Below are 18,488 nucleotides of genomic sequence, written 5' to 3' on the forward strand. Positions count from 1 at the left end.
AATGCTGAATAAGCTTATACATGGCGATACCTATCGAGATGCTCTAAACAATGGAATCGAAGCACTAGAATCTCTGGTTGCTGCTTATCAGGCGACTGGAGAACTTCTGCCTGAACCGAATACAGTTTGTGTTGTCGCTTGACTCATGCGTTATTCGATCTCAATTTACCTTGATGATGAAGGCGGTGATGTTGCTGAGATTCTAGAATTTAGAGGTTGCCTGGCTCAGGGAGAAACTCTAATCGAAACATGGGAAGAACTTCAAATCGTGGCTAATCTCTGGATTGAAACTGCAGAAAAACACGGACGAAAACTTCCCGATGCTGACCTCGCGATCGCGAAAGTGAAGCTGCTGAGCCAGTAAAGCAATTTTGCGGATGTGAATCGATCGTAAATGCTCAACTCGAATCGAGAAAAATTGCTCTAGGATAGACCTTTGTTCTGAGCACGAGGACTTGAACATTGAGCATCGAAGCACAAGCCTGGGAATTGTTAGAAAAATCAATTTTGACCTATCAAGGTCGAGAAATTGGCACGATCGCCGCAAAAGATCCAGAGGTCGTAGCCTTGAACTACGACCAATGTTTTGTTCGGGATTTCATCTCATCCGCGCTCTTGTTCTTGATGCGAGGCAGAACTGAAATCGTCCGCTACTTTCTCGAAGAAACCCTCAAACTCCAGCCCAAAACCACACAGTTCGATTCCTCAAAGCCCAGTCGGGGATTGATGCCTGCTAGTTTCAAAATCATTGCCTACGAAGGCGGTGAATACCTCAAAGCAGACTTTGGAGATCATGCGATCGGCAGAGTTGCCCCAGCCGATTCTGGACTCTGGTGGATTATCTTGCTGAGAGCTTATACGATCGCGACTCAAGACTTCAGCTTGGCACATCAACCCGACTTTCAAGAAGGCATTCGCTTCATCCTCGAACTGTGCCTCGTGACTCGCTTCGATATGTACCCGATGGTACTGGTTCCCGATGGTGCAAGCATGATCGATCGCCGCATGGGCATGTATGGTCATCCACTCGATATTCAGTCCTTGTTCTATGGAGCCTTGCGAGCGAGCCTAGAACTGCTCGTCGAGAACGATGACAATCAAAAAATGATTCAAGGGATTCACAGCCGCCTCATCCCCCTCAGACGACAACTGAGAGAGAATTATTGGCTCGATCCAGACCGCTTGAACGTGATTTACCGCTATCGAGTCGAAGAATACGGCGAAGAGGCTCTGAATCAGTTCAATATCTACTCAGATTCAATTCCGTTCTATCGATTGGCAAAATGGCTCCCCGAAGCTGGTGGATACATGGCAGGCAACTTAGGACCGTCTCAGATGGATGTTCGCTTCTTCACTCTGGGGAACTTAATGTCGATCGTGTCTGCGCTTGCCACAGAACGCCAGTCCCACAAGATTCTCAACCTGATCGAACTACGCTGGACGGACTTAGTCGGACAGATGCCCATGAAGCTCTGCTACCCTGCTCTCGAAGATGCTGAATGGCGAATTGTCACGGGAGCCGATCCGAAAAATCGCCCTTGGTCGTACCACAATGGCGGAAGCTGGCCAGTTCTACTTTGGATGCTGACTGCCGCCGCGAAAAAGATGAACCGTGGAGAACTTGCCCACCATGCGATCGCAGTTGCCGAACGTCGTCTGGTTGAAGACCAATTTCCGGAATACTACGATGGGCCAGATGGGCGATTGATTGGCAAAGAAGCGCGGCGATATCAAACTTGGACGATCGCAGGTTATCTACTCGCCAAAGAACTACTCGCGCATCCTGAACACCTACAGTTGATCAGCTTTGATTGGGAACCCAAATAATCACAGTTCCGATCCGCCGAAACACTTGCCGCTGGACTTACAGGCAAATTTCTTCAAGCCAGCGGCAATGTTATCTAGAAGGTGAAAAAGTGGGTGAAATACTTAGAGATCGGGCATTGTACCTGCTGATAGTTCAGTAACATCGCAGACTTTTACCTTGAAATTGCTAATTTAAACATACAAAATTGCAAAATTAGTGTTCTGATTGATCCAAGTAGGACTACAATCAAAAACATTTACTAGTGAGGTTTCAACAATGCCCTACGCTATTCTCGACAAATCAGTTCGGAGCAATCTCGAACAAGAACGCGATCGCTTGAAAAAAGATAGAGCTTCTATCATCGAAGCTGCTGTTGCATCAGCAACCTCTGAGATTGATAAAACGCTGGAATATCTAAACGGTTTGCTCGGCGGTACGATTGAACCCAATGGCACGGCTGTTGTTGCTGCTGCTCCTGCTGCTGCTCCTGCTGCTAAGAAAGGTCGTGGCAAAGCGAAAGCTGCTCCTGCTCCTGCTCCTGCCCCCGCTCCTGCTAAGAAAGCTCCTGCTGCGAAAGCTGCGAAGGCACCTGCTGCGAAAGCTGTGAAGGCACCTGCTGCGAAAGCTACGAAAGCACCTGCTGCAAAGGCTCCCAAAGAAGAGAAGCCGAAACGGAATGTTAAACCCTCGGTTCCTTTTGATGCAACCATGAAGCGCGACTTCAAAGGCTTAACTCCTGCTGAAGCTGTGCTGAAAGTGATGACGGATTCCCCCAAAGACACCTTCACCACTGACGAAATGATCCAAATTCTCTACGGATCACTCGAAAGCGAAAAAATGCCTGAAGCACGCAAGCGGGTTGCTTTGATGATGGCGCACGGCATGAGAAAAGGCGCGTATGAGAAGGTTGGAGACAATCCTAGCCGTTTCAAAATCGTTGCTTAGTGGTGTGGGGATTAAATCCAGTACAGGTTTAATCCTTCTCAATCCTTTCCCGGTTGCACTCAGGGAATTTCTCATGACGACAATCCTGCAGGGTGGCTCGGAGCATCCTCCAGTCGTTTACTTTCCTGTGTTGTCTCAGATTTTGCTGGAGCCAGTAAACGCTGAGATTCAATCTGCTCGAACTGCTGTCAGGAATGATGTTTGACCGCTATCTTTCTCTGACTTCAGACATCGTGACGCTATTTGCTTGACGATCGCGGAGCAACGGGGCAGACAAATCTGGCAAAAACAGGTGGTTGACTCGAATGCGAAAAACAATGAAGCGAAGCTGAATGAATCTCAGCTTCGCCAATTTGCTATCAAAGCATGTCCGGATTTGATGAAGAGTTCAAGCAACATCCAGCCGGGCTACGTTTCAGAAGCCGATCAGGCTTCAACTTTTACGCCTTTCCAGAAGGCAATGTAGCCTGCAATGTTTTTCGCCGCATCTTTAGGGGTTGGGTAATACCAAGCCGCATCTTTATTGGTTTGTCCGTCCACAACAATGCTGTAATAGCTGGCAACGCCTTTCCAAGGGCAGGTGGTGTGCGTACTGCTGTCTTGAAAATACTCTGATTTGAGAGCGTCGGGCGGAAAATAGTGATTTCCTTCGACGATTTCTGTCTGTTCGCTTTCTGCTAAAACGGCTCCATTCCAAACTGCTTTCGGCATCAGTTTTCTCTCAATGCAACCTTCAAAGCCTAACATTTCTACTCACCTTGCGGAATGTAACAGGCGTGATCGCTTAATCGGTAGACTTCAAAGGATTCACACTCTGAACGATTCACGTCCGGTACAGAAGAACTCAAATGAAATGCGACTGCGCCGATCGTTAGGCAAAGTGTGACAATTCCAGAAATTGTAGCAACCATTGAACTGAAGAAATTCAGATGTACGGTTTTACATTAAACAGGAATCACCGAGAGATTACGTAGAAACCCAACCGTGCCTTATCAAGTCTTTAAAGTTTCTTGATGCTTATCCTAGAAAATCTTGAAGCGACTTCGGACAATTTCTCAATCATTCCGTCGAATCTCAGACAAAATGAATTCTGTCTGCTCTCAGTGATTTAACGTAATGACTGAGGCATATCGTTAGAGTCAATCCCGCTTTTTTGAACAGGAGTCCCCTCTATGAGCCTCGCCTATCCCTCTCATCCGCTCTATTCCAACGTACAGTCACTGCCAGAGGTCTGGTCGATCGCGGCAAAACAGTTTGCCAATGTTCTTGCCGTCCATGATCCGCACAGTAGCCCAGAAGTCAAATTAACGTATGCACAACTCTACGATCAGATGCAGGCGTTTGCAGCAGGGATTCAAGCTTTAGGGGTTCGCGTTGAGGACGGAGACAGTGTACCGCCCCGGGTTGCCTTGTTCTCAGATAACTGTCCGAGATGGTTAGTGGCAGACCAGGGAATTATGCGATCGGGTGCTGTGGACGTGGTTCGAGGAGCGCAGGCTGATCCGGTCGAGTTACGCTACATTTTGGAGCATAGTGGCTCGGTCGGAGTCGTGCTACAAGATGCGGAACTCCTGAAGAAATTGCGCGGTATTCTCTCAGAAGTTCCGTTACAGTTTGTGATTTTGCTCTCGGATGAAGCGGTAGCTTCAGAAACTTACAAAGTGATGACCTTTTCGGAAGTGTTAGAACTCGGTCGATCGCATTCTCTTCAGCCTGTTCAACAAGACCGCAGTACGCTGGCTACTTTGATGTATACCTCTGGCACTTCGGGAATGCCGAAAGGGGTCATGCTCAGTCATGGAAATTTAATCTATGAGATCAATGGGGCTTATGCGGTGGCACAACCGGAAGCAGGAGAGCGAGTCTTAAGCATTCTGCCGATTTGGCACTCGTATGAGCGCTCCTTTGAGTACTTCATTTTCTCGAATGGGTGTACTCAGATTTATACCAATATTCGCTTTGTGAAAAAGGATTTAAAAGAATTCCAGCCGCACTACATGGTCGGTGTACCGCGCTTGTGGGAGTCGATTTATGAAGGGATTCAGAAACAATTTCGCGATCAGCCTGCTCGGAAGCAAAAATTGGTGAAATTCTTTTTAGAACAGAGTCAGAAGTACATCTTGGCTCAACGTACTGCTAAGAATTTGAACTTGGATAATTTAAATCCGTCTGCGACTGAGAAGTTAACGGCAAGTGTGAAAGCAGCGTTGCGATTTCCATTGCATCTGTTGGGCGATCGCTTAGTCTATCAAAAGGTTAGAGCAGGCACAGGTGGTCAGATCAAGTTTGTCGTCAGTGGCGGTGGCTCGATCGCAGATCACCTAGAGGACTTTTTTGAGATTGTCGGCATTAACATTTTAGGAGGGTACGGACTGACCGAAACTTCTCCGATTACTCATGCTCGTCGCCCTTGGCGGAATGTTCGGGGGGCAGATGGTGAACCTTTACCGACGACTGAAACGCGAATTGTTGATCCAGAGACGCGCCAAGATTTAGCGATCGGGCAGAAAGGGTTAATTTTGTTGCGCGGACATCAGATTATGCAAGGGTATTACAAAAATCCCGAAGCAACTGCAAAAGCGATCGACAAAGACGGTTGGTTTGACACGGGCGATTTGGGCATGGTCACGCCTCACGATGATTTGATCATTACAGGACGGGCAAAAGATACGATTGTGTTAACCAATGGCGAAAATATTGAGCCACAACCGATCGAAGATGCTTGCCTGCGGAGTGTTTATATTGATCAGATTATGTTGGTGGGACAGGATCAAAAAGTTCTCGGTGCGTTAGTAGTTCCCAACATGGAAGCTTTGGAACAGTGGGGTAGTACTGACTTAAATAGCTCCTCGGTGCAGGATTTATTCCGGGGAGAATTGGCGCGATTGGTTAAAGATCGCCCTGCCTATCGTCCGGATGATCGCATTGGCTGTTTTAGATTATTGAGTGAGCCATTCTCGATCGAGAATGGATTGCTAACGCAGACGCTGAAAATTCGCCGCAATGTTGTGATGGAGCGCTACCAAGGTATGATTGACGAGATGTTTTTGCCGTAGTGTGAAATCATCAGGGCTAAACTGTTCACAGCCGAGGTTTAGCCCACTTTTACGTTCCCCCTTTCTAACTCACAGTATGGAAATCTCTAAGTCTCATTTGCTCCTTCAGCGCAATGTTAATGTGAAAGCGATCGTCACTCCTCGCTGGAAGGAAGAGGCACAGCAAACGCTGCAAGCACAGTTAAATCAGACGGATACGCAGTTACAGCAGCTTGAAATGCAGATGCAGCAGGTTTTGACGGAAGTTCAACGTCAGACGCTTCAGCCTGGAAGTCCAGAGGCTTTGCAGCAGAGCGAAAATATTCGGATGCAGTTCAATCAGCGCAAGAGTGAGCTACTAGAACAAAAGAATCAAAGCTTGCAGCAGCTTCAGCAGATTCAAATGCTGGAATTGAATGAGGAAGTGCAACAGGGTCAGATTGGCAGCGTGTTTCAGATTCAGCCCGGTGACAATTTGATCGAGATGATGAATGTTGAGATTCTCTTGCGCGATGGCGTTGTGGAAGAGATTCGTGGAGTGATTTAAGAGAAGTGGGGAGTGGGGAGTGGAGAGTCATGACGACTCCGTTCTGGTGATCTGAAAATTGCTTTTCCTATTTCCCCACCAACCTGATCGAAATCGCACTCAGTCAACTCGGTGATTCAGAGATTCAATTCGTGGCAAAAGTGCGATGGCATCACCGAAATTGAAGTTTTACAATGGTGGAAAGTCGCCACTGATCAAACTATGACAGCAATCTTTCACCAGAGAACTCAGGCTGATCGGCGTATTACTTATTCCGATCGCACTTGGACACATTTCAAGCTGATGCAGCAGAGCTTGGAAGGTGTCTCTGGCGTGCATTTATCCTACTTCAATGGCGAGATCGAACTGTTTATGCCTGGACGTGATCATGAGTTTTTCTCGCGCATTATTTGTTATTTGATTATGACATTCTGCTTTGATCACGGAATTCATTGTTTTCCGACTGGCTCAATGACACAGGAGAAAGAAGGCGAATGTGCGATCGAGGCAGACGAATCTTATTGCATTGGCGATCGCAAATCCACGCCTGATCTGTCGATTGAAGTCGTTTTTACCAGTGGCAGTGAAACGAAGCTTGCGAAGTATCAAGTGCTAGAAGTCCCTGAAGTTTGGTTCTGGGAAGATGGGGTCTTTGCACTTTATGGATTTATCGATGGGAATTATCAGCGTCTCGTTCAGAGTCGAATTCTACCCGGTTTGGATATTGATCTGCTGACTCGATGCGTGTTGATGGCAGAGACAAATGAGCTTGAAGCGATCGCAACTTTTCGGCAAGGTTTGTAGTCAAGTATCTTTGAACACTTTGCTGATACTGAACTATGAAATCTTGGATCACGATTGCTCTGCTTGCCGGATTGCTTGGAGGCGCTGTGAGTCTGCCTGCGGTCGCTCAGACCTCAACCTTTGAAACAAGAGTCAAAGAAATCGAAGCGCTGAGTCGGGCAAAAAATTTAGCGCGGCAAGCGGCTGAAACCGAAAATGGAGGCTTATCGCAATATCGTGCTGAACTCTCAATGCACGGATTCGCGGCAAAATCGCCGTTTGTGGATCAAGGGGATCACTGGATTTTTACTTTCAAAGGGAATGTTCCAGGTGTGATCGAACCTTCGATCGAGAGTGAAGTTCGAGTCGATAAGGCAGATTTTCAGACCACTGTGCTGTATAACGGCGCAATTCGATCACAACGTTAAGATATTTCCGGTCGATTCTCCAATTGCCTTGGTAAATTGGAGAATAGTACAACCTCTCAACGCGATCGGGCAATTTTCTATGCGTCATCAGAATCAATCAGTGTTTGCCTTTTTATTGGGTAGCTTGCTTGTCTGTTCTGTTCCGGTTGGCGCAGAAAGTGTACAAGCTCAAACCGCTCAGCAAGAAGAATTAAACCAGTTACGCCAAGAGCAACAACTGCGATCGCAAGTTCAATCTGAAATTGATCGGGCATTTAGTCGCTCTAGCTTACTGCTGAATGTTGCGCTGATTACCTTAACGCTGTTCCCGATCGCGATTTTGGCATCGCTGTGGCGGTTCCGGCAGGTGATTATTCGAGAAATTGTCGATCGCGGCATGTACCAGCTTCAGAACTTGTCAGAAGTTGAACATCAATTGCACGAGGTTCAGCAAGAAGCAGAACGTAAAATTCAACAGTCGCGCCAAATTATTCAGCAGCTTGAAACTGAAGTTCAAGAATTGCAAAGAAGAATTTCAGAAGATGCAGAAAGTTTAACCGGATTAACGACTCAGCTTTCTCAGTCTCAATCCGAATTACTGGCAGGGTTAGAAACTCAGGTCAATCTCTCGAAGCGAGAATTAGAGAAACTGTCTTCAGAGTTTGCGGCGCATCTATCCATGCTGCAAACTGATGTAGATGAGCAAAATGCGACTGCTAAAAATACTTTCAGTGACCTGCATCAGCAATTAATGTCACAACTCGATGAAATTGGTACGTTTGCAACTCAGCAGCAGCAGTTGACTCAAGAGCATTTAACGCGATCGCAAGCCCAAATTGCTACACACCTCGAGCAACAACACGCGCAACTCCTCGAACGGTTAGAACAATTCGAGCAAGAGTACATCGCTCGACTGAATGAATCCGAATCACAAACTGCCGAGCAGCGCACTCAGATTTTAGAGAACCTGGGACAACTTAAAACTGAATTTGCAGCCCAACTCTCTGTTCTACATGCAGATACCCAACAGCAACGCGATCAAGTGCGGGAACGGATCGAGCACTTAGAAACTGAATTTGCAGCATCGCTCTCAGCCAAGCAATCTGATGTAGAGCAACATCAGCAATCAGCGAAAGATGCGATAACAGCAAAACAATCCGATCTCATGTCACAATTCTCGGAGCTTGAATCGAGTGCAATCCAAGGTCGAACAAATTTCCTCGACAAACTAAGATTGCTCGAATCCGATGCAACCCAACAGAAACAAGCGATTTTCAACAAGTTGCAGAGCTTAGAAATCGAATTTGTTTCACAGTTGTCTGGCTTGCGTGAACAAGCTCAAAATCGCCGTCCCGCAGAACCGATCACAGCGCCTGAATCGAACGATTTGGAGCAAGCAGAAGCTCAATTTAAAGCCGGACAATTTGAAGCCGCGATCGCACATTACGATCAAGCGCTCAAACACCAATCAAACCATCCTGAAGTTTGGCTGAAACGCGGGTTAGCACTGGCACGTCTGAAACAATATAAAGAAGCAATTTTCTCTTACGATCGAGCAACACAACTTGACCCCGATTACTCAGAAGCATGGTGCGATCGCGGAGTCGCCTTAGGAAAACTGCAACGGCATGAAGAAGCATTTCGCTCGTTTGATCAAGCCGTGAAAGTTCGCGCAAACAATGAAATTGCCTGGTTAAATCGGGGCTTAGCGTTGCAGATGTTAGGACGCTACTCGGAGGCTCTAGCATCCTTTGATGCGGCATTGAAGCTGAACACAGAAGCTTACAAAGTTTGGAATTATCGCGGTTATTTGCTGATTCAGCTAGAGCGCGATCGCGAAGCTTTAGACTGTTTTGATAACGCGATCGACATTCAACCGAAGTATTCTCCGGCGTACTACAACAAAGCAATTTGTTACGCACTGCAAGGACATACCCAAGCCGCGATCGAGAATTTAGAAGAAGCAATTCGATTAAATCCACGCTATCGAGATGATGCGAAAAACGATCCAGAATTCGAGCAGATCATGAGCGATCATCGATTTCGGGAACTGGTTGAACATTAGACTCCCTGGATGAATCATTGCGCCTTGGCGAATTCGATTCGGAGGGCATTCGTGCAGGAGGAGGTCTATTAATTTAGAGGAAGCGAAGTAGCAACATCGCGAAAATCAACTCCTGAGATAGAGCCAGAATTTTCTTGATCGTGACAAGCTAGTTGTAAACTCTACAGTTACTCCTAAGTGTTATGAACCAAGCAAAATTATGGATCGGGGTGATCGGCGTATTAGTTCTGTACTGGGTTTTAGCCAATATGTTTGTCTAGGCTGTACAGGATTCCGAAAACATGGGATAAACAGCATTGCAGTTTAGAACACAATCCTGATGAGTCTTCAAGTTTACGGAATTCCGACCTGTGGAACCTGCAAAAAAGCGATTTCCTGGCTCGATGCTCAGAACATTGCCTACGAATTCATCAACACTAAAGAACATCCTCCCACCAAAACCACCATCCAAAAATGGGTCGCCGAACTGGGAGCAAAACCGATGCGAAATACGTCAGGGCAATCTTACCGCGCCTTAGGTGACGAAAAGCAAACTTGGACAGATGCCGAATGGATTGAAGCCTTTGCCCAAGATGCAATGTTGCTGAAGCGCCCTTTATTTGTCAAAGACCAAACTGCGATCGCAGTTGGCTTCAAAGTAGATCAAATTCAGCAAGCCCTGAGCGAATAAGGAGACTTTAGATTATGGTGAGCCGCGCTAGAAATGTCCTCGGTGACGAACTGCAAAACTGTTGTCGATCGCCGGTAACTGGCTACTACCGCGATGGATTTTGCAGTACGGGAGCCGGAGATGTCGGCATTCACGTTGTCTGTGCCCAAGTCACGGCTGAATTTCTCGAATTTAGCAAAGCCCAAGGCAATGATTTAGTCACGCCCATGCCGCTTTACGACTTCCCTGGGCTTAAACCCGGCGATCGCTGGTGTCTTTGTGCCTCTCGCTGGAAAGAAGCCCTAGATGCAGGGGTTGCACCTCCGGTCGTTCTTGCCGCAACTCACGCGGCTGCATTAGAGTTTGTCTCTCTGAATGATTTAAAGCAACATGCTGTTACCGACTAGAAATAAATCAATAGGTTGTGTTTAACGAATAAAACCAGGCAGTACCTTGGATCGCTTGAGATAGAAATCTAAGGAGACGCGATCGCATGGTATTGCCCGGAGCTTGTCACGCTACCGCAGCAGCAGGAATGGCTGCACTACAAGTCTTTTATAGTTCTACAACCGGACTTTGGAACTCGACGGGTTGGTGGAATGCAGCGAATGCACTGGAGACAACGATTGATTACTCTCGCCTCACGAAGCAGAAAAAATATCATCCCATCATCGTGAATACTTACGAAAAGCATAAGTCACAAGGCTTTCTGGAGGCAAATGTCTATGACGATCAGGGGTGGTGGGCACTGACTTGGATCAAAGCCTACGATTTGACTGGAGAGAAACGCTATCTCGACACAGCAAAATCCATCTTCAAAGACATGACCAAAGGCTGGGACTCTAAATGCGGGGGTGGAATGTGGTGGCGCAAAGATCGCCAGTATAAAAATGCGATTACCAATGGACTATTTTTTACGATCGCGATTCGGCTGCATCAGCGCACCGTGAATGACTATGGCAAAGGCAGTTACATCGACTGGGCAAAACACGGCTGGAATTGGTTCAAAAAGTCCGGCATGATCAACAAGCAGAACTTGGTCAATGATGGATTAAATGATCACTGTCGCAACAATGGCGATGTTACTTGGACTTACAACCAAGGCGTTGTGATGGGGGGATTAGTTGATTTCTATAAAAGTACAAAAGATCAGGCTTACTTGAAGCAGGCACATGCGATCGCTACTGCAACGATCAAGCACCTCTCTCGCAAGGGCATCTTGATCGAATACTGTGAACCTGAGTGTGGAGATGATGGTCCACAGTTCAAGGGCATCTTCATGCGTAATCTAGCTTACCTGCAAGAAACGTCTCCTAAAGCGCAGTACAAAGCTTTCATTCTCAAAAATGCAGATACTGTTTGGGCGAAACGCAACCAGCGGGATCAGTTTGGCTTAAGTTGGTCTAAAAAATTTGATAGTGCAGATGCGGCTCGTCAAAGTTCTGCGATCGACGCTCTCAATGCTGCCATTCCGCTCAAAGATCCCGCTTGTGTTGTGGAGAGAGTTCCACCGACTCGGCAATCTCGTTTAGAAGACAAGAACCAAAGCTTCTATCCATTATTTTCGATGCAAGTGAATGCAACCGATCAGATCAGCTTCGAGGTTCCCAACCTGTTCTCGCTGATCGATCAATTAGATCTCCCGTTTGATCTATTCAGCGTTCAAGAAAATTCTTAAAGATTAAATATCACTCGCGATCGTTCCCCGATTACGGCATAATTAGGAGGTTTTCTAATTTTTAAACCCCTTATTTCTGAGATATGCGTACCCAGTACTGTGGTCAACTTCGAGCGAATCATATTGGTGAAACGGTCACTCTCTTCGGATGGGTGGATCGGCGACGTGACCACGGGTACGTGATCTTTATCGATTTGCGCGATCGCGAAGGCATTGTTCAGGTCGTTAGCGATCCAGAACGCACGCCGAATTCCTACAAAATTGCGGGCGATCTGCGAAATGAGTATGTGATCAAGATTGTTGGACGGGTGACCAAGCGCCCTGATGAATCACTGAATCCGAAGATTCCCACGGGCGAAGTCGAGATCTATGCAGATGAGATTGAAATTCTCAGCACAGTTCGCAAACAATTGCCCTTCCAAGTTTCTGCTGCTGAGACAGAATCCGTTCGCGAAGAATTGCGCTTGAAATATCGCTATCTCGATTTGCGCCGCGATCGCATGAGCCGCAATCTACAACTTCGCCACCAATTGATCAAAACGATGCGACGGTTCCTCGAAGATCAAGAAGGCTTTGTGGAAGTTGAAACGCCGATTCTGACTCGTTCTACACCTGAGGGAGCGCGAGACTATCTCGTCCCTTCGCGCGTTAATCCGGGCGAATGGTATGCGTTACCGCAATCGCCTCAGCTATTTAAGCAATTGCTAATGGTCTCAGGACTCGATCGCTATTATCAAATTGCGCGTTGTTTCCGTGATGAAGATTTGCGAGCTGAGCGTCAGCCAGAATTTACCCAGCTAGACATGGAAATGAGTTTCATGAGCCAAGAGGAAATCTTGGATCTGAACGAAAGTCTAGTCTGTACCATTCTCAAAACCATGAAAGGCATCGAAGTTCCTCGTCCTTTCCCGCGTCTCACCTATGCCGAAGCAATGGATCGCTATGGCAGTGATAAGCCTGATACTCGTTTTGGCTTAGAGCTAGTCGATGTTTCCGATGTCGTGAAAGATTCCGGTTTCAAAGTCTTTGCGGATGCCGTGAAAAAAGGTGGATTAGTAAAAATCCTCCCGATTCCAAATGGCAACGATGCAATTTCCAATGTTCGGATTAAGCCTGGCGGAGATGTGTTCAAAGAAGCGTCCGAAGCGGGTGCGCGTGGACTCGCTTACATTCGAGTGCGTGAAGATGGCGAGATTGATACGATCGGCGCAATCAAAGACAATCTCACCGAAGAACAAAAGCAAGAAATCCTCAAGCGCACGAATGCGAAACCCGGACATCTTCTACTGTTTGCTGCTGCCGATGCGAATACGGTGAATAAAACCCTCGATCGCTTACGTCAGTACCTTGGCAATGAACTCGGCATGATCGATCCGGATAAGCTCAGCTTACTTTGGATTGTCGATTTTCCAATGTTCGAGTGGAATGCTGACGAGAAGCGATATGAAGCATTGCACCATCCGTTTACAGCGCCCCATCCCGATGATGTAAATGATTTGACCACTGCGCGCGCTCAAGCGTATGACCTTGCTTTCAATGGTTTTGAAGTCGGTGGTGGCAGTGTGCGGATTCACCAACCTGATCTGCAAGCGAAAGTGTTTGAAACGATCGGAATTTCCGAAGAAGAAGCACAAAACAAATTCGGCTTCTTACTCGAAGCATTTGAATACGGCGCACCTCCGCATGGTGGGATTGCCTATGGAATCGATCGCTGGGTCATGTTGCTCTCTGGCGAAGACTCAATTCGCGATGTGATTGCTTTCCCGAAAACACAGCAGGCTCGTTGTTTGTTAACCAGTGCACCTTCTAGTGTTGATGAGAAGCAGTTAAAAGAACTACAAGTTGCTTCTACTTACAAGCCGAAGCCAGCCGTTTCATAGTAAGTCTCGACTTTATTCAACTTAGGGATAAAGTCGAGACTCATTCTGTGGATTATGCCGATCTGAGATCGAGCAAAGTTGATAGATCGCCTAGCAACCCTAAGAAACAGGTAGAATAGGCTCTGTTCTGCACTTTGCTAGTTTATGCGTAATCCTCCTCAGCCTTTACCCGACAATTTTTGGGGAGAACAGTGGCGATTTGCTTCTCTACGATCAAGTGATTTAGTTGAAACAATTTCCAACCGGACAATCCCGATCGTAGATATGCCTGAAGCTTTGCATCCTTTGAATTTAGGAGTTGCATCAACGGCGCAAATCCCAGGTGTCGTGATTGACGGGGGACGACGATCGATGCAATTAGCCCGTTGGATTCAAGCCAATGATCCGAGATCAATGAATGCGATCGCAGGGACACCGGATGGACTAATTTTGTATGCGGGAGAACTCGATCGTTGGATTCTTGCAACCTTTGATGATCCAGAAATGCGCACTGCTGCTCAATTGTTTGAACAACGGAAGAAAGAAAGTAAGCAATTGCATTTTTTGTTAGTTGAACCTGATGATTCAGGTATGACCTATACGGGGTTTTGGTTGCTTAGAAGTCAAGGTGTTTAGCTGATTGGTGAAATCTAAACTCAACGCACTGAGCGATCGCTTTCAAGCAGAAGAATCATCGATTGTCTGTCGATGATTTTGACAGAGGGCGAATTGAAAGTTTGTAAGTTACAGATACAAATGTGGCAAGATTGGGGGGTAGAGACACTTCATGAAGACTATGACTGTAGAACTTCAACAAGCCATTCATCTTGCTCAGTCTCTCTCCTTTGCGGAACAGCTTGAGCTTCTCAAAATGCTCTCGGTAATGATTCAGCAATCTCATGCCCTAGAGACTCAAACTTCGACCTCAGAAGTTGATACAGAGTTCTCAGCAGCAAGCTTTCAGCAATCTTGGGAGCAAGCGATAACGGGGCAAACTTTACCACTGTCTCAGTTGTGGGAGGGAATCGACGTTGAGTGATCTGCCTGTGGAGATTCGTCTGACTTCTGAGTTTCAGCGCAAATTGAAGAACCTTGCGAAGAAATATCGCCAAATCCCAAACGATCTTCAACCTGTGCTTGCTCAGTTACAAACTGGAGAATTTCTAGGAGATCAGATTTCTGGCGTTGGTTTTCGCGTCATGAAAGTGCGAGTTAGAAACAGCGATACGCAGAAGGGAAAGAGTGGCGGTTATCGTTTGATTTACTGGATTTCATCAAATTCTTTGGTTGTGTTAGTAGATATTTACTCAAAGTCAGAGCAAGAGGATATTGAGGTAGAAGAGATTCAGCAAATCATCAAAGGATTTAGCTCAACTTCTGAAACAACGAATGATTAGGATGCGATCGCAAAATTTAGAAGAGCAATCGCGAAAATCGAACTAGGAGTAACGCTCGATCTTCTCCATAAAAAGCTATATTCAGAGAATCAGCCTTTTGGGACACGATCAATGTATCAAATTAACCTGCAAGAAGCTGAAACTCAACTGGTAGAGCTCATTGAGCAGGCAGCAAAGGGAGAGGAAGTCATCATTACCCGAAGTGATGGAACAGCTTTCAAGATTGTGCCGATCGTCGATCGAGTTGCAGTTCCCAAATTTGGCAGCGCGCGGGGACGTATCAAAATATCAGATGATTTTGACGATCCATTGGAGGGTTTTGAGGAATACACTCCATGAGATTGTTGCTCGATACCCATGCGTTTCTCTGGTTCATCGCAGGAAGTTCTGATCTCAGCAACAAAGCAAGAACCTTAATCGAAGATCCGAATAATCAAAGGTTTTTGAGTGTTGCGAGTCTTTGGGAGATGTCGATTAAAGTTAGCATTGGCAAGCTTGATATCGGTATGACCTTTACAGAACTGATGCAGCATGAAGTTTATGGCAATGCGATCGAAGTGCTGCAAATTCAATCTGAGCATTTGGACACTTTGGCAAAGCTCCCGTTTCATCACAAAGATCCATTTGATCGGCTGATGATTGCTCAAAGTCTGGCAGAATCAATACCTCTGGTGTCAAAAGATGGCGAATTTGGAAATTACTCAGTAACGCTGCTTTGGTAGGAGAGTTACGGTCGAACTTTTACGCCAAGGGGTGTCGAACGATATCATTTCTCCTTCTGAATTGTAGACCGAGGAAGTCCAACAACTCCAACCAATTAGAGAATCCTAAGCACAATTAGAAGTAGGTTATGAATTTATGCAGAAGTGGGGATTCTGGCGGTCAATAGGGTTGTGCAATTGCCAGAAGCGGAGAAAGTGTGAGTGGCTGCGGTCTATTGGAATAAAATTCAGCGAGTCGAACATCTAGTCGTTCAAATTCAAAGTTGATTATGCTTGAGCAATTCATTGAGGATCTGTATCTGTGATTAGAGGATGTTTTAAAAGACAATTGAGGCTGTAAAAAAGCTCTCCGGTCATAAGCTGTAAATACGTAAAAGCACAGCACCGAGAGAGCTACATGAGTAAATCGTATCCCAGTAACCTCACTCCTGCCCAATATGAATTGTTGAGCGACCTGCTACCTGATGCAAAACCAGGGGGACGACCGCGAGAAGTAGACTTATGGGACATTCTCAATGCAATTTTTTATGTTTTAGTCGAAGGAGTGCGGTGGCGAGCGTTACCTGGAGATTTTCCAGCTTGGCAAACGGTCTACACTTACTTTCGTAATTGGCGTAAGGATGGAACCTGGTTGAGCATTCACGACCGTCTCTATCGCTGCATCCGCATCGAAGTCGGGCGCTCTCCGAGCCCATCTGAAGCAATTGTCGATAGCCAAAGCGTGAAAAGTGCGGCAGGAGTGCATGCAGCAATCGGATTTGATGCAGGTAAGGTGATCAAAGGGCGCAAGCGATTCATCACGGTCGATACGCTGGGATTGATCTTACGGGTCTTTGTCACTGCTGCCAGCACCCCAGAACGCGCCGGCGGCAAAACTGTTCTCCAGCGGGTGCGACAACGCGGGAAAGCCGTGTCTCGTCTACACACGATTTGGGTGGATGGCGGCTTCGATGGCTTTCCCTTTATGCACTGGGTGGTCACCATCTGTCGTTGGATTGTCCAAGTGGTCTTACGCCCGGAACAAACCAAAGGCTTTGTCCTGCTCAAAAAGCGATGGGTGGTGGAACGAACTCTGGGCTGGCTGATGCACTGTCGTCGCTTAGTTCGGGATTATGAGTTACTTCCAGAAACTTCAGAGACTTGGATTTACTTAGCAATGATTCGGATCATGGTTAGGAGATTGGCATAAAATTTGACCGACTCCGACTTTTAAAACACCCTCTTAATTTCCCATGCTAAATCAAAATCAAAGCTTAAGCTTCTATTGGCAAAACACATTTGTCTATTAAGATTTGAGTACGTATATATTGAAAGCCAGTCAACAACCTTCTCCTCATAGACCATCGGAGACATAGTATGGCAAGCAATAATCTAACAGAACGGCAGAAAACACTATTGAATTGGCTGGTTCAAGAAGTTCGATCTGGGAAACTGGAGGAAGATGAAATTTGGATTTTTCAAACATTTGAAGGGACAGGTATTGCTGGATATGCAGGTAATGTTCCTGAAATTAAAACAACAACTCTTCAAGCACTGGATCGCATGAATTATCTTACTTGTGATTTCAGCCAAAAGAATTTATATAAATGCAGTTTGACTAAGTTAGCTTATGAAGCGTTTGATGATACCTGTAGCACTGTCAGTAAGTCTAGTGACGAGACTGTATCTCTAGCGCACTCGTCGCGAATTATAACTCTTGAAAAAGCTATACAGTTTTTTCAAGTATCTCCCCTCATCCAGCGTTATGATACCTGGGCTGTGACTACTTATGGAGTAGAATGTGGGTAGTGTTCTAGATGTGTGGGCATAACGTTATACTGCTCGCCCGAACTCATGACGGTTGATGAATAATCCAATCACAGTATCATGCATCTTCTCAGTCTTGGAAAAACAGATCGTCTTTCTGGCAAGTCGCTTGATCCGAGTTCTCAAAGTTAGATGCTTCCGCTCAATGCGCTGTGTGTTGGCTTTGCCAACCGTATGGTGCTGCTCATCTAGCAATCGCAAGTAAGCTCCCCAACTATCGGTGTAAAACCGCTGAATCGAAAAAGGAGCTAACAGTTGCTGAAGTTGCTTAAGAGCTGAGTCTTCATGGGTGGCTAGCACATAGGCAAGTACTTTTCCAGTTTGATGGTCAATCGCGTGCCACAACCATCGTTGATGCTGCTTTGACTCGACAAAACTCCACATCTCGTCCAGCTCCGCCGCCTCGACTCTGACGACCATGACTGCCGTGTTATCCGGTTGGTGCTGTTCGAGCAGACTTGTGTTTACTTGTTCAAGTTGGCTTGACTTTTTTTCAGCGTTTCAATCACAGTCGTTGGGCTAATCTTCAACACTCTGGCGGTATCACGAATACCACTGCCGTTGATTGCCATGTCACTGATTTGCGCTTTGACTTCAGGCAGTCGTCCTCGATAGCTAAAGTTCAAGATAAATGATCGTCTGGAACACTCTAAGTTACGGCAACAATACCGTTGTTTTCCAGCAGCACTGCGACCATGCTTAACGACATCCACACTCTGGCAATCGGGACATTGAACAGGTTCTAGGACCATCTCTAGACTCAGCCCTCTAACACATCGTTTTCATTCTGCCATATATCCACACATCTA

The 18,488-nt window shown here is 46.4% G+C and carries 24 protein-coding genes; 21 read left to right on the forward strand and 3 right to left on the reverse strand.

The genetic code is table 11. From position 1 onward, the window contains the following. The first annotated feature begins 1 nt into the window (after position 1). From ACMUEV_RS05530 to ACMUEV_RS05550, 5 genes are all read left to right on the forward strand, one after another. Positions 2-142 (forward strand): type II toxin-antitoxin system HicB family antitoxin, encoded by a 141-nt coding sequence (locus tag ACMUEV_RS05530; protein WP_017290258.1) that lies wholly within the window; start codon positions 2-4, stop codon positions 140-142. A gap of 3 nt (positions 143-145) precedes the next feature. Next, positions 146-364: a type II toxin-antitoxin system HicB family antitoxin gene (locus ACMUEV_RS05535; protein WP_190650649.1), complete on the forward strand. Its 219-nt coding sequence runs from the start codon at positions 146-148 to the stop codon at positions 362-364. 98 nt (positions 365-462) lie between these two features. Continuing rightward, positions 463-1,827, forward strand: coding sequence for a glycoside hydrolase 100 family protein (locus ACMUEV_RS05540; protein WP_190650647.1), 1,365 nt, complete (start codon positions 463-465; stop codon positions 1,825-1,827). A 256-nt stretch (positions 1,828-2,083) separates the two neighbouring features. Further along, complete coding sequence (locus ACMUEV_RS05545; protein ID WP_190650645.1) at positions 2,084-2,752, forward strand: hypothetical protein; 669 nt, start codon at positions 2,084-2,086, stop codon at positions 2,750-2,752. Positions 2,753-2,825: 73 nt separating this feature from the next. Continuing rightward, entirely contained in the window at positions 2,826-2,957 is a 132-nt protein-coding gene (locus ACMUEV_RS05550; protein WP_017290254.1) for a hypothetical protein, read from the forward strand. Positions 2,958-3,178: 221 nt separating this feature from the next. Here the strand turns inward: ACMUEV_RS05550 and ACMUEV_RS05555 are convergent, their stop codons facing one another. Continuing rightward, entirely contained in the window at positions 3,179-3,463 is a 285-nt protein-coding gene (locus ACMUEV_RS05555; protein ID WP_026148895.1) for a DUF427 domain-containing protein, read from the reverse strand. Positions 3,464-3,501: 38 nt separating this feature from the next. Then, positions 3,502-3,663, reverse strand: coding sequence for a hypothetical protein (locus ACMUEV_RS05560; protein ID WP_154660839.1), 162 nt, complete (start codon positions 3,661-3,663; stop codon positions 3,502-3,504). A gap of 261 nt (positions 3,664-3,924) precedes the next feature. Here ACMUEV_RS05560 and ACMUEV_RS05565 point away from each other — a divergent pair, with 261 nt between their 5' ends. The 16 genes from ACMUEV_RS05565 to ACMUEV_RS05640 all read left to right on the forward strand — a co-directional run bounded on the left by ACMUEV_RS05565 (position 3,925) and on the right by ACMUEV_RS05640 (position 17,661). After that, positions 3,925-5,808: an AMP-dependent synthetase/ligase gene (locus ACMUEV_RS05565; protein ID WP_190650643.1), complete on the forward strand. Its 1,884-nt coding sequence runs from the start codon at positions 3,925-3,927 to the stop codon at positions 5,806-5,808. Positions 5,809-5,884: 76 nt separating this feature from the next. Beyond that, the gene (locus ACMUEV_RS05570) at positions 5,885-6,334 is read left to right on the forward strand and encodes a YlqD family protein (RefSeq protein ID WP_190650640.1); all 450 of its coding nucleotides are present in this window, start codon (positions 5,885-5,887) and stop codon (positions 6,332-6,334) included. Between the two features lie 111 nt (positions 6,335-6,445). Next, complete coding sequence (locus ACMUEV_RS05575; RefSeq protein WP_347277602.1) at positions 6,446-7,117, forward strand: Uma2 family endonuclease; 672 nt, start codon at positions 6,446-6,448, stop codon at positions 7,115-7,117. 35 nt (positions 7,118-7,152) lie between these two features. After that, positions 7,153-7,524 carry a hypothetical protein gene (locus ACMUEV_RS05580; protein WP_017290249.1) on the forward strand — a complete coding sequence of 124 codons (372 nt, stop codon included), beginning with the start codon at positions 7,153-7,155 and terminating at the stop codon, positions 7,522-7,524. A gap of 79 nt (positions 7,525-7,603) precedes the next feature. Beyond that, positions 7,604-9,568, forward strand: a complete 1,965-nt coding sequence (locus ACMUEV_RS05585; protein ID WP_190650638.1) for a tetratricopeptide repeat protein — start codon at positions 7,604-7,606, stop codon at positions 9,566-9,568. 319 nt (positions 9,569-9,887) lie between these two features. Continuing rightward, a complete protein-coding gene (locus tag ACMUEV_RS05590; RefSeq protein WP_017290247.1) occupies positions 9,888-10,238 on the forward strand; it encodes a Spx/MgsR family RNA polymerase-binding regulatory protein in 351 nt (116 codons plus the stop codon). 14 nt (positions 10,239-10,252) lie between these two features. Further along, complete coding sequence (locus tag ACMUEV_RS05595; RefSeq protein ID WP_017290246.1) at positions 10,253-10,624, forward strand: DUF2237 family protein; 372 nt, start codon at positions 10,253-10,255, stop codon at positions 10,622-10,624. Positions 10,625-10,710: 86 nt separating this feature from the next. Further along, the gene (locus tag ACMUEV_RS05600; protein ID WP_242044364.1) at positions 10,711-11,895 is read left to right on the forward strand and encodes a glycoside hydrolase family 76 protein; all 1,185 of its coding nucleotides are present in this window, start codon (positions 10,711-10,713) and stop codon (positions 11,893-11,895) included. 83 nt (positions 11,896-11,978) lie between these two features. Further along, positions 11,979-13,775 carry an aspartate--tRNA ligase gene (gene aspS, locus ACMUEV_RS05605; protein ID WP_190650636.1) on the forward strand — a complete coding sequence of 599 codons (1,797 nt, stop codon included), beginning with the start codon at positions 11,979-11,981 and terminating at the stop codon, positions 13,773-13,775. 144 nt (positions 13,776-13,919) lie between these two features. Then, positions 13,920-14,390 (forward strand): Tab2 family RNA-binding protein, encoded by a 471-nt coding sequence (locus tag ACMUEV_RS05610; RefSeq protein WP_190650634.1) that lies wholly within the window; start codon positions 13,920-13,922, stop codon positions 14,388-14,390. A gap of 160 nt (positions 14,391-14,550) precedes the next feature. After that, positions 14,551-14,793 (forward strand): hypothetical protein, encoded by a 243-nt coding sequence (locus ACMUEV_RS05615; protein ID WP_190650748.1) that lies wholly within the window; start codon positions 14,551-14,553, stop codon positions 14,791-14,793. Continuing rightward, a complete protein-coding gene (locus ACMUEV_RS05620; RefSeq protein ID WP_190650632.1) occupies positions 14,786-15,151 on the forward strand; it encodes a type II toxin-antitoxin system RelE family toxin in 366 nt (121 codons plus the stop codon). The genes ACMUEV_RS05615 and ACMUEV_RS05620 overlap by 8 nt, the downstream gene beginning before the upstream one ends. Positions 15,152-15,262: 111 nt before the next feature. Further along, positions 15,263-15,490 (forward strand): type II toxin-antitoxin system Phd/YefM family antitoxin, encoded by a 228-nt coding sequence (locus ACMUEV_RS05625; protein WP_190650631.1) that lies wholly within the window; start codon positions 15,263-15,265, stop codon positions 15,488-15,490. Then, on the forward strand, positions 15,487-15,873 hold the full coding sequence (locus tag ACMUEV_RS05630) for a type II toxin-antitoxin system VapC family toxin (protein WP_190650629.1): 387 nt from the start codon (positions 15,487-15,489) through the stop codon (positions 15,871-15,873). Before ACMUEV_RS05625 ends, ACMUEV_RS05630 begins: the two co-directional genes overlap by 4 nt. A 397-nt stretch (positions 15,874-16,270) precedes the next feature. Then, complete coding sequence (locus ACMUEV_RS05635; protein ID WP_415354614.1) at positions 16,271-17,062, forward strand: IS5 family transposase; 792 nt, start codon at positions 16,271-16,273, stop codon at positions 17,060-17,062. 167 nt (positions 17,063-17,229) lie between these two features. After that, positions 17,230-17,661, forward strand: coding sequence for a hypothetical protein (locus tag ACMUEV_RS05640; protein WP_415354740.1), 432 nt, complete (start codon positions 17,230-17,232; stop codon positions 17,659-17,661). Between the two features lie 24 nt (positions 17,662-17,685). Here ACMUEV_RS05640 and ACMUEV_RS05645 read toward each other — a convergent pair. After that, positions 17,686-18,431 (reverse strand): IS1 family transposase gene (locus ACMUEV_RS05645; RefSeq protein WP_415354656.1). Its coding sequence is split into 2 segments (ribosomal slippage): positions 17,686-18,176 and positions 18,176-18,431, totalling 747 coding nucleotides; the frame shifts between segments, so codons are not numbered across the junction. Positions 18,432-18,488 lie beyond the last annotated feature (57 nt).

Source organism: Leptolyngbya sp. FACHB-1624, from assembly GCF_047649235.1.
Classification (GTDB): Bacteria; Cyanobacteriota; Cyanobacteriia; order Leptolyngbyales; family Leptolyngbyaceae; genus Leptolyngbya; species Leptolyngbya boryana.

What these genes read in the sequence shown, in the direction of transcription:
- ACMUEV_RS05625 (WP_190650631.1), top strand. Translation starts at nt 15,263, where the DNA reads ATGTATCAAATTAACCTGCAAGAAGCTGAAACTCAACTGGTAGAGCTC.
- ACMUEV_RS05600 (WP_242044364.1), top strand. Translation starts at nt 10,711, where the DNA reads ATGGTATTGCCCGGAGCTTGTCACGCTACCGCAGCAGCAGGAATGGCT.
- ACMUEV_RS05610 (WP_190650634.1), top strand. Translation starts at nt 13,920, where the DNA reads ATGCGTAATCCTCCTCAGCCTTTACCCGACAATTTTTGGGGAGAACAG.
- ACMUEV_RS05580 (WP_017290249.1), top strand. Translation starts at nt 7,153, where the DNA reads ATGAAATCTTGGATCACGATTGCTCTGCTTGCCGGATTGCTTGGAGGC.
- ACMUEV_RS05595 (WP_017290246.1), top strand. Translation starts at nt 10,253, where the DNA reads ATGGTGAGCCGCGCTAGAAATGTCCTCGGTGACGAACTGCAAAACTGT.
- ACMUEV_RS05565 (WP_190650643.1), top strand. Translation starts at nt 3,925, where the DNA reads ATGAGCCTCGCCTATCCCTCTCATCCGCTCTATTCCAACGTACAGTCA.
- ACMUEV_RS05615 (WP_190650748.1), top strand. Translation starts at nt 14,551, where the DNA reads ATGACTGTAGAACTTCAACAAGCCATTCATCTTGCTCAGTCTCTCTCC.
- ACMUEV_RS05640 (WP_415354740.1), top strand. Translation starts at nt 17,230, where the DNA reads ATGGCAAGCAATAATCTAACAGAACGGCAGAAAACACTATTGAATTGG.
- ACMUEV_RS05585 (WP_190650638.1), top strand. Translation starts at nt 7,604, where the DNA reads ATGCGTCATCAGAATCAATCAGTGTTTGCCTTTTTATTGGGTAGCTTG.
- ACMUEV_RS05530 (WP_017290258.1), top strand. Translation starts at nt 2, where the DNA reads ATGCTGAATAAGCTTATACATGGCGATACCTATCGAGATGCTCTAAAC.
- ACMUEV_RS05560 (WP_154660839.1), bottom strand. Translation starts at nt 3,663, where the DNA reads ATGGTTGCTACAATTTCTGGAATTGTCACACTTTGCCTAACGATCGGC.
- ACMUEV_RS05545 (WP_190650645.1), top strand. Translation starts at nt 2,084, where the DNA reads ATGCCCTACGCTATTCTCGACAAATCAGTTCGGAGCAATCTCGAACAA.
- ACMUEV_RS05570 (WP_190650640.1), top strand. Translation starts at nt 5,885, where the DNA reads ATGGAAATCTCTAAGTCTCATTTGCTCCTTCAGCGCAATGTTAATGTG.
- ACMUEV_RS05550 (WP_017290254.1), top strand. Translation starts at nt 2,826, where the DNA reads ATGACGACAATCCTGCAGGGTGGCTCGGAGCATCCTCCAGTCGTTTAC.
- ACMUEV_RS05630 (WP_190650629.1), top strand. Translation starts at nt 15,487, where the DNA reads ATGAGATTGTTGCTCGATACCCATGCGTTTCTCTGGTTCATCGCAGGA.
- ACMUEV_RS05555 (WP_026148895.1), bottom strand. Translation starts at nt 3,463, where the DNA reads ATGCCGAAAGCAGTTTGGAATGGAGCCGTTTTAGCAGAAAGCGAACAG.
- ACMUEV_RS05590 (WP_017290247.1), top strand. Translation starts at nt 9,888, where the DNA reads ATGAGTCTTCAAGTTTACGGAATTCCGACCTGTGGAACCTGCAAAAAA.
- ACMUEV_RS05635 (WP_415354614.1), top strand. Translation starts at nt 16,271, where the DNA reads ATGAGTAAATCGTATCCCAGTAACCTCACTCCTGCCCAATATGAATTG.
- aspS (WP_190650636.1), top strand. Translation starts at nt 11,979, where the DNA reads ATGCGTACCCAGTACTGTGGTCAACTTCGAGCGAATCATATTGGTGAA.
- ACMUEV_RS05535 (WP_190650649.1), top strand. Translation starts at nt 146, where the DNA reads ATGCGTTATTCGATCTCAATTTACCTTGATGATGAAGGCGGTGATGTT.